The 14,577-nt window shown below is 72.0% G+C and carries 12 protein-coding genes and 1 pseudogene; 6 read left to right on the forward strand and 7 right to left on the reverse strand.

The genetic code is table 11. The features are described 5' to 3' along the window. Window positions 1–91: 91 nt before the first annotated feature. Window positions 92–1,111, forward strand: coding sequence for an alcohol dehydrogenase catalytic domain-containing protein (locus BLW82_RS41155; protein WP_093507341.1), 1,020 nt, complete (start codon window positions 92–94; stop codon window positions 1,109–1,111). 46 nt (window positions 1,112–1,157) lie between these two features. Here BLW82_RS41155 and BLW82_RS41160 read toward each other — a convergent pair whose 3' ends face one another. Both BLW82_RS41160 and BLW82_RS41165 read right to left on the reverse strand, forming a co-directional pair. Further along, on the reverse strand, window positions 1,158–2,513 hold the full coding sequence (locus BLW82_RS41160) for a mycothione reductase (protein WP_093507343.1): 1,356 nt from the start codon (window positions 2,511–2,513) through the stop codon (window positions 1,158–1,160). A gap of 123 nt (window positions 2,514–2,636) precedes the next feature. Continuing rightward, the gene (locus tag BLW82_RS41165; RefSeq protein ID WP_093507345.1) at window positions 2,637–3,536 is read right to left on the reverse strand and encodes an NAD-dependent protein deacetylase; all 900 of its coding nucleotides are present in this window, start codon (window positions 3,534–3,536) and stop codon (window positions 2,637–2,639) included. Window positions 3,537–3,683: 147 nt separating this feature from the next. Between BLW82_RS41165 and BLW82_RS45945 the strand changes: the two are divergent. Then, a pseudogene (locus BLW82_RS45945) lies at window positions 3,684–4,202 on the forward strand (hypothetical protein); the annotation flags it as partial. A gap of 168 nt (window positions 4,203–4,370) precedes the next feature. Continuing rightward, window positions 4,371–4,811, forward strand: a complete 441-nt coding sequence (locus tag BLW82_RS41175) for a VOC family protein (protein ID WP_093508559.1) — start codon at window positions 4,371–4,373, stop codon at window positions 4,809–4,811. A gap of 49 nt (window positions 4,812–4,860) precedes the next feature. Here BLW82_RS41175 and BLW82_RS41180 read toward each other — a convergent pair whose 3' ends face one another. Then, window positions 4,861–5,391, reverse strand: a complete 531-nt coding sequence (locus BLW82_RS41180; protein WP_143063743.1) for a hypothetical protein — start codon at window positions 5,389–5,391, stop codon at window positions 4,861–4,863. A gap of 259 nt (window positions 5,392–5,650) precedes the next feature. Between BLW82_RS41180 and BLW82_RS41185 the strand changes: the two genes are divergently transcribed. Both BLW82_RS41185 and BLW82_RS41190 read left to right on the forward strand, forming a co-directional pair. Further along, entirely contained in the window at window positions 5,651–6,181 is a 531-nt protein-coding gene (locus BLW82_RS41185; RefSeq protein WP_093507349.1) for a carbonic anhydrase, read from the forward strand. A gap of 111 nt (window positions 6,182–6,292) precedes the next feature. Next, window positions 6,293–7,363: an MBL fold metallo-hydrolase gene (locus BLW82_RS41190; RefSeq protein ID WP_093507351.1), complete on the forward strand. Its 1,071-nt coding sequence runs from the start codon at window positions 6,293–6,295 to the stop codon at window positions 7,361–7,363. A gap of 63 nt (window positions 7,364–7,426) precedes the next feature. Here the strand turns inward: BLW82_RS41190 and BLW82_RS44775 are convergent, their stop codons facing one another. After that, a complete protein-coding gene (locus BLW82_RS44775) occupies window positions 7,427–7,588 on the reverse strand; it encodes a hypothetical protein (RefSeq protein ID WP_177233231.1) in 162 nt (53 codons plus the stop codon). A gap of 614 nt (window positions 7,589–8,202) precedes the next feature. Between BLW82_RS44775 and BLW82_RS41195 the strand changes: the two genes are divergently transcribed. Then, on the forward strand, window positions 8,203–10,275 hold the full coding sequence (locus BLW82_RS41195) for a glycosyl hydrolase family 28-related protein (RefSeq protein ID WP_093507353.1): 2,073 nt from the start codon (window positions 8,203–8,205) through the stop codon (window positions 10,273–10,275). 403 nt (window positions 10,276–10,678) lie between these two features. Here the strand turns inward: BLW82_RS41195 and BLW82_RS41200 are convergent, their stop codons facing one another. From BLW82_RS41200 to BLW82_RS41210, 3 genes are all read right to left on the reverse strand, one after another. Beyond that, window positions 10,679–11,446, reverse strand: coding sequence for a copper homeostasis protein CutC (locus BLW82_RS41200; protein WP_093507355.1), 768 nt, complete (start codon window positions 11,444–11,446; stop codon window positions 10,679–10,681). After that, window positions 11,443–12,966, reverse strand: coding sequence for a M81 family metallopeptidase (locus BLW82_RS41205; protein ID WP_093507357.1), 1,524 nt, complete (start codon window positions 12,964–12,966; stop codon window positions 11,443–11,445). Before BLW82_RS41205 ends, BLW82_RS41200 begins: the two co-directional genes overlap by 4 nt. Window positions 12,967–13,028: 62 nt before the next feature. Beyond that, on the reverse strand, window positions 13,029–14,270 hold the full coding sequence (locus BLW82_RS41210) for an ROK family transcriptional regulator (protein ID WP_093507359.1): 1,242 nt from the start codon (window positions 14,268–14,270) through the stop codon (window positions 13,029–13,031). Window positions 14,271–14,577 lie beyond the last annotated feature (307 nt).

Here is a 14,577-nt window from a genome sequence, read left to right on the forward strand (position 1 = left end):
ACGCCAACTAAGACGACTGGTCATATTGGAATCGCAGCGCACACCGAGCCCAGCCGGGACCACACCCGGCGGGCGGTACCAAGGAGATTCCATGTCCAGCACCTACCGAGCCTTCGAGGCCACCGGAGTCCACAACCTGCGACTGGTCGAGCGTGAGCCGGTCGATCCGGCGCCCGGACACGTCCGCCTCCGGGTGGAGACCTGCGGGGTCTGCCACACCGACGTCCTCGCCGTGGAGGGCCTGCGCGCCGACCCGTCGAGTCCGATCGTGCCGGGTCACGAGATCGTGGGCGTCATCGACGCCGTGGGGCCGGGCGTCACCGCCTGGCACCCCGGCGACCGCGTCGGCGTCGGCTTCCTGAACGGCCACTGCGGTGAGTGCGAGCCGTGCCGCCGTGGTGACTTCGTCAACTGCCTCGACCAGGGGCAGACCGGCACCAACGTCGACGGCGGCTACGCCGAGGTGACCTACGCGCGCGCCAGCGGACTGGTCCGCATCCCCGACGGCATGGCCGCGGCCGAGGCCGCCCCGCTGCTGTGTGCCGGTCTGACCACCTTCTCCGCCCTCCAGCAGGACTCCGTCCGGGCGGGCAGCCTGGTGGCCGTGCAGGGCATCGGCGGGCTGGGCCACCTGGCCCTCCAGTACGCGCGCAGCCTCGGTTACCGGGTCGCCGCCGTCGCCCGTGGCAAGGACAAGGAGCCGCTCGCCCGTGAGCTGGGCGCCCACGAGTACATCGACAGCTCGGAGACCGACCCCGGTGCGGCCCTGGCCGACCTGGGCGGGGCCTCGCTCGTCGTGGCCACGGCGTCGAGCGGCGCGTCGATGAACCCGCTGCTGCGCGGTCTGGCGCCCGGTGGGAAGCTCGTCGTCGTGGGTGCCGCGCCCGACCCCCTGTCGGTGTCCACCGCCGATCTGATCTTCGGCACCCGGAGCATCGTCGGCAGCCTGACCGGCTCGTCGATCGAGAACGAGGACAACCTCGGCTTCACCCTGGCCCACGGCATCCGCCCCGCCATCGAGCGGATGCCCTTCGAGCGGGCCATGGACGCCTACGAGCGGATGCTCTCCGGCAAGGCGCGGTTCCGCGTCGTCCTCGACGTCAACGCCTGATCGTCACCACCTGATCGTCCGCGTCGGCATCGCCCGTCGCGCCCGACTACAGCTCCAGCAACGCCTGCTCGACGGCCTCTGTCAGGGCCGGGTGGATGTACAGCACGTCGTGCCCGATCCGGTCCACCGTCAGGCCCAGGGACATGGCCTGGATCAGGGGCTGGATGAGCGTGGCGGCCTGGGGCCCGATGATGTGCGCGCCCAGGAGCAGGCGGTCGGCGGGGCTCGCGAGGAGTTTCACGAAACTGGTGGTGTCCTCCAGTGCCCATCCGTAGGCGGTGTCGGCGTAGTCGCGGACGCTCACCAGGCAGTCGATGCCGCGCCGCCGCGCCTCCTGTTCGGTGAGTCCGACACCGGCGATCTGCGGGTGGGTGAACACCGCGTGCGGCGCCACCGCGTTCGGCAGCATCCGCACGTCCTGCGGATGGAGAATGTTGTGCCGTACCACCCGCGATTCGGCGTTCGCCACGTGCTTGAGCTGGAAGTGGTTCACCGCGTCGCCCAGTGCCCACACCCCGGGCACCGACGTGCGGTAGGCGCCGTCGGTGACGACGTGGCCGTGCTCGTCCAGCTCCAGTCCGCCGTCGACGGCCCGCAGCCGGTCGGTGTTGGGTATGCGGCCGACGGCCACCAGCAGCATGTCGGCCTCGACGGCGTGCTCACCGTCCGGACCCGCCACGCGCGCCGCCACACCGTCCCCCTTCGGTGCGACGGAGACGGCCTCGGAATCGAGCAGCAGACGGTGCCGATGTGCGGCGAGTTCGGTGAAGCGCCGCGACACCTGCTCGTCCTCCGCCATGAGCAGGCGCGGCCCGCGCTGCACGATGGTGACGTCCACGCCGAACGAAGTGAACACGTGGCCGAACTCGGCCGCGATGAACCCGCCGCCGAGCACCAGCATGGAGCCGGGCAGGTCGTCGATCCGCATGATCGTGTCCGAGGTGTGGAAGGGCACGGTGTCGAGCCCCGGGATGTCCGGCACGACCGGCCGTGACCCGACCGCGACGACGAACGTCTCGGCGGTGATCCGCTCCGCCCCGACCTCGAGCACCTTCGGGGCCACGAAGCGGGCCGCCTCGGTGAAGACGTCGACGCCCTGGCTCCTGCGGTATTGCACGGCGCTCTCGTGCAGCGGATCGATGCGGTCGAACACGCGGTCCCGGACGGACTTCCAGTCGACGTGCGAGACAGTCGCGTGCACACCGAGGCGCCTCGCCTCCCGCGCTCCCTCCGCGGCGTCCGCGGTGACGACGAACATCTTGCTCGGTATGCACCCCCGGTTCAGGCACGTGCCGCCGAAACGGTCCGGCTCCACGATGGCGATCCGCAGCTGGTCGAACTCCTCGGACAGCAGCATGTTGCCGCTGCCGGCCCCCAGGATGACGAGGTCGTAGTGCCGCATGTCTTCCACCCTTCGTCGGCGGAACACCGGCCTTGTGGTGCGCGGCTGTGAGAAGACAGTCCTACGGATCACAATTCTGTTCGCATGCGCCGCTTTCCACCACTGGCGGACCCGGGCGCCGTCTCAGCCCGCGGACCCGCCGTCGACCGGGATGCCCAACCGCTGGGCCACGGTGGTCAGGGCCGACCCGAGAGGGAGCGCGACCCGGGTGAGGGCGAGCGGGTCGCCCCGGGTCGGGTCCTGGTTGACGATCAGCACCGGCTTTCCCTCCTGGTGCGCCTGGCGGACGAACCGGAGCCCGGACATCACTGTCAGTGAGGAGCCCAGGACCAGCAGCGAGGACGCGTCACGGACCAGCCGCCGGCAGTGCTCGACGCGCAGCGGCGGAACCGCTTCACCGAAGAACACCACGTCCGGTTTGAGGACACCGCCGCACCGGGCGCAGGGGACGACGCGGAAATCCCCGACCTGCGCGTCGGTGAGGTCGGCGTCACCGTCCGGGTTGATCCCGGCGGCCACGGGGTCGAAGCCGGGGTTCTCGGCCTCCAGCCGCCGGGCGAGTTCACCGCGCGGGCTGTAGACGCCGCAGGAGAGGCAGACGACCCGGTCCAGGCTGCCGTGCAGTTCCACCACGCCCTCGCTGCCGGCGGCCTGGTGCAGGCCGTCCACGTTCTGGGTGATGACACCCGAGACACGCGCGTGCCGCGCGTAGGCGGCCACGGCCCGGTGACCGGCGTTGGGGACGGCACGGCCGAAGGTGCGCAGGCCGAGGTGGCTGCGCGCCCAGTAGCGGCGCCGCGCGTGCGCGCTGCCGGTGAAGTCCTGGTAGGTCATCGGGGTGTGCCGACTCAGGCTCCCGTCCTTGCCCCGGTAGTCCGGGATGCCCGACTCCGTGGAGAGTCCCGCGCCGCTGAGCACCAGCACACCGCCGGTGCTCAGCGCCCGGACGACCGGTTCCAGGTCGGTGGTGCCCGGCGGCAGGTCCGCGGCAGGGGTCCAGCTCAGGGTGGGGCGCATGCGCATGCCGCCAGGGTACGGAGTCGACGCCGCCCCACAGAGCGCTCCGCCCCGGAACCCTGCGGGAGCAGGCCCCCCGCCCCCGGACCGCCGCGGCATCGGGACACCGCCGGCGGCCGACGGCCCCGCTCCCGCGCGGCGCCGGCCTCAGGCGGGTCCAGCCACTACTGGTCGTGGAGCCCGCGGTGGGAGGCGGCGGCCGGCCATGCGCTCGCACACCTGCTGGTCGCCTCCCGAGGGCAGCCGGTGCAGGTCCCGGCCGGTCTGACCGCGGACGTGTTCCGACGCGCGCTCGATGCCCTGCTGCCGGCAGGCTCCCCGAGGCGGCGGGCCGTCCTGGCGGGGCCGGGACGGGCCCGCCCCGGACGCGGGCGCCGGCATCCTCCTCGTACCGGTCCATCCCCAGACGGGCCGGACCTGGGCTCCCGCCGGGCCGGCCGCGTCGGCGTACCCGGTTCCCCTGCCGCCGGGAGTGTGCCTGTGGCTGGTCTCTCCCCGGCCGTACCTGCCGGTTCCCGCGTCGGGCCCGATACCTCGGGACGTCCTCCGCGACGACCCGTTCCCGCTGCTCCCCACCCACCTGTTCCGCGCCGACCAGGAACGCTCCAGCACACCCTGGCCCGGCTGCCGGCCGTGCGCAGCCCGTGGCTGCGCGCCGTCTTCGACAACCTCACGCGGGGTCCCCGGGCCGATTTCCGCCAGCCACCCGGGATCTGCTGTGCTGCTGTCCGGCGAAGACCGGAGCGCCGGCGGTCCGCGGATGTCGAGGACGTGTCGCCGGCTCCGGCCCAGGGACGACAGCGGCTGCCACCGGCCGCATGCGGAGAGGGAGAGACCAGCATGGCGATTCAGCGGATGGACAACGTCGGCATCGTCGTCGAGGACATGGACGCCGCCATCGCGTTCTTCGTGGAGCTCGGCATGGAGCTGGAGGGCAGGGCGGAGGTCCAGGGCCGCTTCGCCGACCAGTGCACCGGACTCGACGGCGTCCGCTGTGACATCGCGATGGTCCGGACCCCGGACGGTCACGGCCGGCTCGAACTGGCGAAGTACCACAGCCCCGCGGCGACCAGCGCCGGTGCGCGCAACCGGCCGCACAACGTTCTGGGCACGCACCGCGTCATGTTCGCCGTCGACGACATCGAGGACACCGTCGCCCGTCTGCGTCCGCACGGCGCCGAACTCGTCGGCGAGATCGCCCGGTTCGAGGACAGCTTCCTGCTCTGCTATCTCCGCGGCCCGGAGGGCATCATCGTCGGGCTTGCCGAGCAGCTGCGCTGAGAAGGAGGCACCGACCCGTGAAAGGCGGCCCGCTCGACCGGTCGTCTCCTCAATGTCTGCTGATGAGCCAGAAGCAGGTGCCGGCTCCCAGCCCGAACACGAGGTGTGCGCTCAGGTCGTCGGCCAATGTCCGCGGGCTGTACTTCCAGAACTGCTGGTAGAGCCCGGCCTGCGGCAGGACCAGGTACGCACTGGCACACACAGCCGCGCCGAGCGGAAGGCCGAGCAACGGGTTCGGGCGCCGGACCGACCCGGCGACGATCCCGTACAGCGCACCCCAGGCCGAGCCGTAGGACCAGTGCATCGCGGTGCTCAGGAGCCACGCCCACCGGTCAGGGACCTCGCGCTGGGTGAACCCCTCCAGGACCCGCTTCGCCACCTTGCCCGGATCCGGTGCCTCCTCCCAGTTCTCGACCGGCGCGAACTCCCAGTCCTTGGGGCTGTCGGTGCCTCCCGCGCGGCGGTATCGCAGATAGCGCGTGGCATCCATGCATACCGTCCCGGCCACGCCCGCGAGGACGCCGTCGACGACGGCGGCGAGCGGCGTGAGAGGCCGTCGCCGTGGACGTCCTGCTGTCATGATGCCCATCACTTCAACCACCTCGGGCAACTGCCGGTGCCTGGGTTCGCGCTGTCGCCCCCCGCCTTGCGGGAAGTTCAGAATCCCACCGGTCACCTTCGCCCGCACCCCAGGAGCGCACCGCCGCGCGCCCGGACCGACCGGACTTCCGGTACCACCCGGTCGGGTGGCGTGCGGGGCGGGGGCGGTCCAGGGTGGTCGGTGTGCGGCGGTGCCGCCGCCGGGGGACGGGCTCGTAGCGCAGAGGGGTGTCGCCACGGTGATCGACACGGATGAGCTGGTGCGGCGCAATGCAGGGTTCGCCGACGGCGGAGCATGCGCCGGCCTGGGGCTCATGCCCAGCGGCGGTCTGACGGTCATCGGATGCGTCGATCCCCGTGTCGACCCGTCCGACGTGCTCGGTCTCGAGCTCGGCGAGGCGGCGGCGATCCGCAACGTCGGAGGACGGGTCACGCCCTCGACACTCCGCACGCTGGGGATGCTCTCGAAGGTCGTCCAGGCCCGCACACACGGCCCCCGCCCGGGCGGTGTCCACTACGTGGTCCTGCAGCACACCGACTGCGGGATCACCGACCTGGCCGCGTTCCCGGACCTGCTCGCCGACTACTTCGAGGTTCCGGCCGGCGACGTGGACACCAAGGCGGTCACCGACCCGGTCGCCGCCGTCCGCGTCGACGTCGGCATCCTCAGGCAGAAGCTGCCGGCCGGAGTCTTCGTCTCGGGGCTCGTGTACGACGTGACGACCGGGCTCGTCGACGTAGTCGTCCCGCCCGCGCGAGTGGAAGTATGACATCGCGCGGTGCGCGCGGCCGCTCCGGTCGGCGCGACCGCCGAGGGCCTGTGGCCGGTACCGGGATCTGCTGCGCCGGCCGGTCGTATCGGTGAGGAGGCGCTTTCCGGCATGTGTGACGATCACGGGCGCTCGGCGGCCGAGGCGGCCTGGTCGGCGCCTCGGGTCGCGGAAGGACCGGCGGTCGACCCGGTGACGCTGCCGGAGGTCGACGAGGTCACGGTCACGACGATGGTCGACAACACCTTCGACGCACTGCTGGCCTCTGCCGAAGGCGTCGCCCGGGCGCGGGTCGGTACCGGGCGGACCGCCGCGCCACAGTTCGCCGGCGGCGAGTCGGTCGCGGGGCTGCGAGCCGAGCACGGCTTCTCCGCGCTGGTCACCGTCCGCAGCGGGAGCGCGAGCAGCACGCTGCTGTTCGACACCGGCGCGTCCCCGGACGCGCTGGCGGTGAACGCCGAACGTCTCGGCATCGATGTCGGCGGCCTGCAGGGCGTCGTGCTCAGCCACGGGCATTTCGACCACGCGGGCGGCTTCGGCGGCCTGGCCCGGTTGCGCGGGCGCTCCGGTCTGCCGCTGACCGTCCATCCCGCGGTCTGGACCCGTCGCCGCCTGGAACTGCCCGCAGGCGAACGCCTGGAGATGCCCACGCTGTCACGCGGTGCCCTGGAGCGCGAGGGGTTCGAGGTCATCGAGCGGCGGCAGCCGTCGTTGCTGGCCAGCGGTGTCCTGATCACCGGCGAGGTGGACCGCGTCACCGAGTTCGAGCACGGGATGCCGCGGGCCCACCAGGCCTGGGACGGGAGCGGCTGGCGGCACGACCCCCTGGTCATCGACGACCAGGCACTCGTCATCAACGTGCGCGGCCGGGGACTTGTCGTCGTCACCGGGTGCGGCCACGCCGGAGTGGTCAACATCGTCCGGCACGCCATGAGGCTGACCGGCGTCGGCAGACTGCTGGCCGTCATCGGCGGCTTCCACCTGAGCGGCCCCGCCTTCGAGCCGGTCATCGGCCCGACGGTGGCCGCGCTCACCGAACTCACACCCGAGCTGGTCGTCCCCGGTCACTGCACCGGGTGGCGCGCCCAGCACACCCTCGCCGCGGCCCTTCCCGAGGCATGGGTCCAGACCAGCGTCGGCACCACGTACACCCTCGACGCCCCACACGCCGGCGGCGCCTGACCCCCGCTCAGCAGCACCGCCTCGCCAGGCGGGCCGCCGAGGGGCGCCCCGTACATGCCGAGGTCAGAGGTCGTCCAAGTCGGCGGGGCCTGCGACACACTTCCCGGTCTTGTCCACCACGTAGACGATGTCCCGGATGCCCACTTCACCGTGTGCCTTGGCGGGCTTGGGGTCGATGACCGGGCAGACCGATTCCGCTCCTCGGACAGCCACCTTGTACGTCACGGGCCATGCGCGTTCTTCGGTCCACCCGACGTAGCTGCCGCCGCTCCCGCTCCGCGTCGGGTCAGGGTCCGCCACGGCCGTGAGACCGCGCTCTCCGCATGACGGACAGCCGAATACGTGAGCGTCCCAGGCCGACTCGTTGACCAACCGCACCGGGAGTCCTTCGTCACCCGAACTACCGCACCCCGTAACGAAGACGGCGGTGATGCCCAGTGCAGCCAGGAGTGCGACGCGCGCTCGTCCCACACTCCGGCTGGGCGCGTTGCTGTGACTGCCTGTTCTCAAGGGTCCCACGCTCGGACTCCCCCCCCCGTGATCACGGATCGAGGTTGGATCATCGCAGGTCGCAGCGCGATGAACAACGGTCCGAGACCGCCTGACGCTTTGGGCCGGGAGCGTCTGTCTCCTTGCGTGGAACGACATTGGTGCGCGCAAGTAATTGACAATCTCTTGCAGAAATCCTACTTGGACATGGAAAGAAGCGTCCGTTGTCTTGTCCGGCTGTCCTGTCGCGCCCTAATGTCCCGGTACGCAGCGGCACGGCCCGTTCCCGTCGTGCCGCCGCGCACCGAGCTGCCCTCGGTGACCTCCGCTCCTAGAGAAACGAGAACCCGATGGCGCCGTACCTCCACCACGTGGCTGCGGAGCGGCTGAGAGGCCGTGCGCGAAGACCCGCTCGGACGCTCGTGGCACTGACCGCCGTCACCGCCGGACTCGTGCTCGGCCTCGGCGCTCCGGCTCCGGCGGCGTCGTGGCACGCCGGCGGCACGGGCTCCCCGGTGGTGACCCGGGCCGGACTCGACCCCGCCCTCGTCGCGGGGCGGGGCGCCGCGGTGGACTTCGACGAACAGGAGGCGGAGAACGCGGCGACGGACGGCACCGTCATCGGCCCCGACCGCACCGCCTACACACTGCCCTCGGAGGCATCCGGCCGCACGGCGGTGCGCCTGAAGCCGGGCCAGTACGTCGAGTTCACCCTGCCCCACGCGGCCAACGCCCTCACCGTGCGGTACAGCATCCCCGACGCTCCCGGAGGCGGCGGCATCACCGCGCCCCTCGACGTCGCCGTGGACGGCCGTCACCGCACCACGATGACCCTCACCTCGCAGTACTCCTGGCTCTACAACCAGTACCCGTTCAGCAACGACCCCCAGGGCGACCTGCTGCACCCCGACTGGTGGATCACCGAATGCGGTTGCGTGCCGTCCGCCACCACCCCGGCGCCCACCATCGACAAGCCGTTCCGGCCGAGCCACTTCTACGACGAGCAGAGACTGCTGCTCGGCAAGCGGTACGCGGCCGGCGACACCGTCCGCCTCACCGCGCCCAGGAGCAGCACGGCCGCCTGGACCGTCATCGACCTGCTCGACACACAACTCGTCGGCGCACCCCACGTCGAGACGCATGCCGTGAACGTCGTCGCCTTCGGAGCCGACCCCACCGGCCGGCGTGACGCGGGCGACGCCTTCGACCGGGCCGTCGCCTACGCGAAGGAGCGGCACCGCAAGGTGTACCTGCCGCCGGGCACGTACCAGGTGAACCGTCACATCGTCGTGGACGACGTGACGATCGTCGGGGCCGGCAGCTGGTACACGATCGTCAAGGGGCACCAGGTCACCCTCGACACCCCCGCCCCCGACGGCTCGGTCCACACCGGGGTGGGCTTCTACGGCAAGGACGCCGCGGACGGCGGCAGCCACGACGTCCACCTGTCGGGCTTCGCCGTCGAGGGCGACGTACGTGAACGCATCGACACCGACCAGGTCAACGCCATCGGCGGGGCGCTCAGCGACTCCACGATCGACGGCCTCTACCTCCACCACACCAAGGTCGGCATGTGGTTCGACGGCCCGATGACACGTCTGCGCGTCACCCGTACCCAGATCGCCGACCAGATCGCCGACGGTCTCAACTTCCACACCGGCGTCACTGATTCGCGTGTCTCCGACACCTTCGTCCGCAACAGCGGCGACGACGGTCTGGCCATGTGGTCGGAGAAGACGGGCGACGCCCGCAACGTCTTCGCCCACAACACCGTGCAGACCCCGGTCCTCGCCAACGGCATCGCCCTGTACGGCGGCACGGACAACACGGTCACCGGCAACCTCGTGGCGGACCCGATCAGAGAGGGAAGCGCCATCCAGGTCGGCTCCCGGTTCGGGGCGGAGCCGTTCACCGGCCGTCTGAAGATCTCGGACAACACCACCGTCCGCTCGGGGCCGTTCGAGCTCAACTGGAAGATCGGCCTGGGCGCGATCTGGTTCTACGCCCTGGAACGGGACATCGACGCCGACATCCAGGTGACCGGCGACCACTTCCTCGACAACACCTACAACGCGATCATGCTGGTCTCCGACTTCCCGGTGAAGGACAAGTACGCGATCCGAGGCGTCCGTTTCAAGGACATCCGCGTGGACGGCACCGGCACCTCCGTCCTCAGCGCCCGCTCCGCCGGCTCGGCGTCCTTCGAGAACGTGGACGCCCGCAACGTGGGCGCGGTCGGCATCAACAACTGCGGCTCCTTCAACTTTCCAGCATCCGGGTCCGAGTTCGCGGTGAACGACCTCGGCGGCAACGACGGAGGCGGCACGACCGGCCCCTGGCTGGCGTCCTGGGAACTGCCGAACACCCTCACCTGCGACGACCGGCCCCCGGTGGTCCCGCCACCGGCCCCGGCGCCTTGGTGAGGCACGACGGATGAAGTAGCCACGCCGTCACGGGACGACGGGCCGCCTCCACCGGTGGGAGGCGGCCCGCGCAGCCGAGGCGCCCGCGCCGCGCCCGCGGCCGGCCGGGCGGTGTCGGCCGCCCGGTTCGGTCAACGGCCGCATACGCAGGCGCACTTGCCGGGCGGGCCGAACAGATACCAAAGGCGGCGCTGCTCGACCCGGGCGCCGGAAACCACACGGCGGCCCGCTCCGGCACCGTCACCGTCAAGGTGACCGCCGGCGGACCGACCGCCTCGGCGCCACCGTCACCCTCGGCAGACCACCGGCCCGGGAGACGTCGCACCGGCCCTCTACGGCCGCCGCGCCGGAGCGCTGCGGGCCGCTCACCGCGGTCTCGGCCGACCGCGGTTCACCGGGACGGTCAGACCGTCGTCCGGGCCGCCAGCATCCTCCTGGCCTCGGCGACGACCGCAGGGTCGGTGACGAAATGGGTGTCCTGGTCGGCCGCCGAACCGGAGGCGCCGAGCGGAACCCACGCGGCCCGGCGCCGGGGCTCCGCGCGGCGCTTGGCCGACAGATGGACGGCGGCCACACCGGCGGCCGTCAACGCCGGTATGTCGGACGGCCGTACGCCGCCGCCCGCCATCACCTGCACACCGGGCGCGGCCTCGACCATGGCGGCCAGGCGCTCCAGCCCCTGTCCGGCGGCGGCGGCACCGCCCGAGGTGAGCACCCGGGTGAGCCCCAGCTCGGGCAGCAGCGCCGCCGTGGCGACGGGGTCCGCGGACAGGTCGGCCGCACGGTGCAGCGTCACCTCGGCAGGACGGCCCGCCTCCCGGGCCGCCGTGGCGAGGCGGACGACGGCCTCGGAGTCGAGGGTGCCGTCGGCGGCGAGCGCGCCCACGACCACACCCGAGGCGCCGGAGGCGATCACGGACCGCACCTCGGCGGCCATCAGCGCGATTTCCTCGGCGTCGTAGACGAAGTCGCCCGGCCGGCACCGGACCAGTACCTGGACCGGCAGGCCCACGACGGCGACCGCCTCGACCAGGGCGGCCGACGGGGTCAGACCGCCCAGCTCCAGACCGGCGCAGAGTTCGACGCGGTCGGCTCCGTGGTCCAGGGCGACGCGGGCGCCGGCCGGTGAGGTGACGGCGATCTCCAGTGCGGGCACGGTGGGCGCGTTCACTCGTCGTCCCCGGTGAGCGGCTGGTCGGAGGCCGGGATGATCCGGGCCGTCAGGTCCGGCGCCGGCATGTCGCGGTCGAAGGGGAACATCGGGCGGCGGATGCGGCGGTGGCCCAGGCGCACCAGGTCCTGGTCGACACCGCCGGGGGTGAGGGCCATCTTCCAGCCGACCGACATGTCGAACAGCTCGGGCTCCAGGTAGCCGATCTTGACGATCACGATGTCGGCGGAGCGCGGGTCGAGGCCGAGGCCGGTGAAGTCGTGCTCGTGGTGGTACGGCTTGCGCAGCCTGGTGAGGATCGCGTGCACGCTGCCGACCCGGACGACGACCTCGGTCTCGGCGTCCCGGTCGCCGTGCCGTATGGCGTGCACCACGCCGGTGAGGGTGACCGGTCCCGCGTGCCGGTCGTCGACCTCGGCGCCGGCGGTGACGGTGACCGTGGCTCCGACGCCCGCGGCGACGGCGGTCTCGACGGCGGCCGGTCCGGGCACCGAGGCGTAGACGACGGTCGGCCCGTCCTCCTTCTGGAACTCGGGCCGCTCCAGCAGCCGGGTCAGGCCCCAGGTGACGTCTCCGGCGCCGCCCGCGGTCGGGTTGTCGCCGGTGTCGCTGATGAAGTACGGCCGACGGTCGGAGGCGAGGGCCTCGTCGAGGAGTTCGTCGTACGTCCCGGTCGGGGCGACGAAGCCGAAGGCGTCGCGGGCGTCCCAGAAGCCGCGGGCGAGACGTTCGGCACCTGCCGAGACCGCGGCCGTGTCGTCGCCGGTGACGACCACCGCCGCGCGGTTGCGGGGCTCGTCCGCCCACGCGTAGCCCACCCAGATCGCCGCGTCCGTCACACCCGCGGTGGCCTCGACCTCGTCGACCGCCGCGTAGACGCTCCTCGCTGGTTCGATCCGGGTGGAGGTCTGCTCGCCGGCCAGCAGTACGGGGACCGGCACCCACGCCTTGACCGGGCGGGGGCCGCCGGAGACCAGGAGGTCGACCAGGTTGCGCACGGCGCGTTCCTTGGTCTCCATGTGGTCCTCGTGCGGGGCCGTCCGGTAGCAGGTGATCAGGTCGCTGCGGTGGGCGAGTTCACGGGAGACGTTGCCGTGCAGGTCCATCGAGGTGGAGACGATCACGTCCGGGCCGACGGTGGCACGGATGCGCTCCAGCAGCACGGCCTCGGCGTCGTCGATCCCCTCCACGGTCATGGCGCCGTGGATGTCGTACCAGAGGCCGTCCGGCCGGGGGAGCGCGGCGAGGCGTTCGATCAGTTCGTCGGTGAGCGCGGTCCAGGCGGCGGCGGTGACGGTGCCGCCCGGCAGCGACTTGCCGACCAGCGCGCCGTGCCATTCGGCGGCCTCGCGCAGCTCCTCGCCCGGGGCCAGGAAGGGGTACCGGTCGAACACCTCGGCGCCGCGCGCGGGATGGAAGGCGGGTGCCTCGGTGCGGGCGGGGGAGAAGGTCGAGGACTCGATGCCCAGGCCGGCTATGGCGATGACGGGGCGGGCGAGGGCGGTGCGGGTGTGCGTCATGGCTCCTCGTGCGGGGTCGTGCGGAGTGGGCGGTGCTGCGGAATGGAAGCCTCTACGGGGCGTCAGCCCCTCCCGGGAGGCACGACGGTGCGGAACCGGTCGGCGCCGTCGCCGCCGGAGTCGCCCAGGGCGCGGGCCAGGGCACGCTGGAGAGCGAAGAGTCCGACCCCGACGAGACCGGCGTCGGCGCCGAGGACGGTCCGCTCGATGGTGAGGTGCTCGGTGGCCAGCGGGTGGCAGCTCTCGTAGAGCTGGCTGCGCACCGCGGCGACGAACGGCTCCAGGGTGGAGAGGATGCCGCCGAGGTAGACCGCGTCCGGGTTGAAGAAGTTGACGTTGGCGGCCAGCACCCGGCCGAGGTGGTCGCCGGCCCGGCGGACGGCGCGGGTGGCCTCCGGGTCGGCGTCGGTGGCGAGCTGGACCACGTCCTCGGTGCTGGCCACGTCCACCCCGCGTTCGTGCAGGATGCGGACGAGCGCGGCGCCGGACGCCACGGTCTCCAGGCAGCCGGTGTTGCCGCAGGAGCAGGGGATGTCGGCGCCGCTCTCGATCCGGATGTGGGTGATGTCGCCGGCCGCCCCGGTCGCGCCCCGGTAGAGGTTCCCGTCGATGATGACGCCGGCGCCGATCGCCGTACCGATCTTGACCGTGATCGTCCGGCGGTGCTCGGCGGGCCGGACGCTCTGCTCGCCGACCGCCATGCAGTTGGCGTCGTTGTCGACGACGGCCGGGACGCCGAAGCGCTCCTCCAGCCAGGCGGCCACCGGGAAACGGTTCCAGCCGGGCATCCGGGACGGCAGGACGACGGCCCCGGCGACCACGTCCACGGGTCCGGGCAGGGAGAGCCCGACGCCCCGGAGCCGGTCGCGTCCGCGTTGCTGGGCGAGCGACTCCAGGTGCTCGGCGAGCCTCGGCAGCGCCGCCTCGGGGCCGTCCGCGATCTCGAAGGGCACGTTGGCGACGTCGCGGACCCCGTTGCCCGGCAGCACGACACCGATCCGGGCGTGCCGGCCGCCGACGTCCGCGGCCACCGCGTACTCGTCGGCGCTGCCGGCCCTGAGCACCCTGCGCGGGCGGCCCCCGGTCGAGGACTGGGTGCCCTCCTCGGCGATGAGGCCGCGCTCGACCAGCTCGGCCACCGTGAGGGAGATGGTGGAAGGGGCCGTGCCGAGGAGCTGCGCGAGTTCGGCGCGGGACGACGCCTGCCCCGACGCGACGAGTTCGAGGACCCGGGTGGCGAGGGCGGCGCCCTTCGGGCTCACGCCTTTGCTGCTCTTGCGGTCCCGTGCACTTATTTCGGTCATGTACGAAGTAACTTCCGGGGTAATGGGTGTGCCGGAGACAGTACGCCCGTTCCGGCACGTGGGGAACGGTTCCGTGGAGACGACCGCGAGCATCGGCGCGCTGTCGATGTAGAGCAAATCGGCACAGAAATGTCGTAAACGATGCCCCCGGCGGGGAGTTCGGGGTTTTTTCGAATTCGCAGTAACTTACTTGTTATTCGTTCTTGTTTGTTTGTTCGGCACGTCCGTCGTTGACTGTCGCCGTACGCAGCGCCGACCCCGCGGCGCCGGTCTGGGTCCTCCCATGACGTTTGCGGGTCCTTCCATT

This window comes from Streptomyces sp. Ag109_O5-10 (genome assembly GCF_900105755.1).
GTDB lineage: Bacteria > Actinomycetota > Actinomycetes > Streptomycetales > Streptomycetaceae > Streptomyces.

What these genes read in the sequence shown, in the direction of transcription:
- BLW82_RS41155 (WP_093507341.1), top strand. Translation starts at nt 92, where the DNA reads ATGTCCAGCACCTACCGAGCCTTCGAGGCCACCGGAGTCCACAACCTG.
- BLW82_RS41160 (WP_093507343.1), bottom strand. Translation starts at nt 2,513, where the DNA reads ATGCGGCACTACGACCTCGTCATCCTGGGGGCCGGCAGCGGCAACATG.
- BLW82_RS41165 (WP_093507345.1), bottom strand. Translation starts at nt 3,536, where the DNA reads ATGCGCATGCGCCCCACCCTGAGCTGGACCCCTGCCGCGGACCTGCCG.
- BLW82_RS41175 (WP_093508559.1), top strand. Translation starts at nt 4,371, where the DNA reads ATGGCGATTCAGCGGATGGACAACGTCGGCATCGTCGTCGAGGACATG.
- BLW82_RS41180 (WP_143063743.1), bottom strand. Translation starts at nt 5,391, where the DNA reads ATGACAGCAGGACGTCCACGGCGACGGCCTCTCACGCCGCTCGCCGCC.
- BLW82_RS41190 (WP_093507351.1), top strand. Translation starts at nt 6,293, where the DNA reads ATGTGTGACGATCACGGGCGCTCGGCGGCCGAGGCGGCCTGGTCGGCG.
- BLW82_RS41195 (WP_093507353.1), top strand. Translation starts at nt 8,203, where the DNA reads ATGGCGCCGTACCTCCACCACGTGGCTGCGGAGCGGCTGAGAGGCCGT.
- BLW82_RS41205 (WP_093507357.1), bottom strand. Translation starts at nt 12,966, where the DNA reads ATGACGCACACCCGCACCGCCCTCGCCCGCCCCGTCATCGCCATAGCC.
- BLW82_RS41210 (WP_093507359.1), bottom strand. Translation starts at nt 14,270, where the DNA reads ATGACCGAAATAAGTGCACGGGACCGCAAGAGCAGCAAAGGCGTGAGC.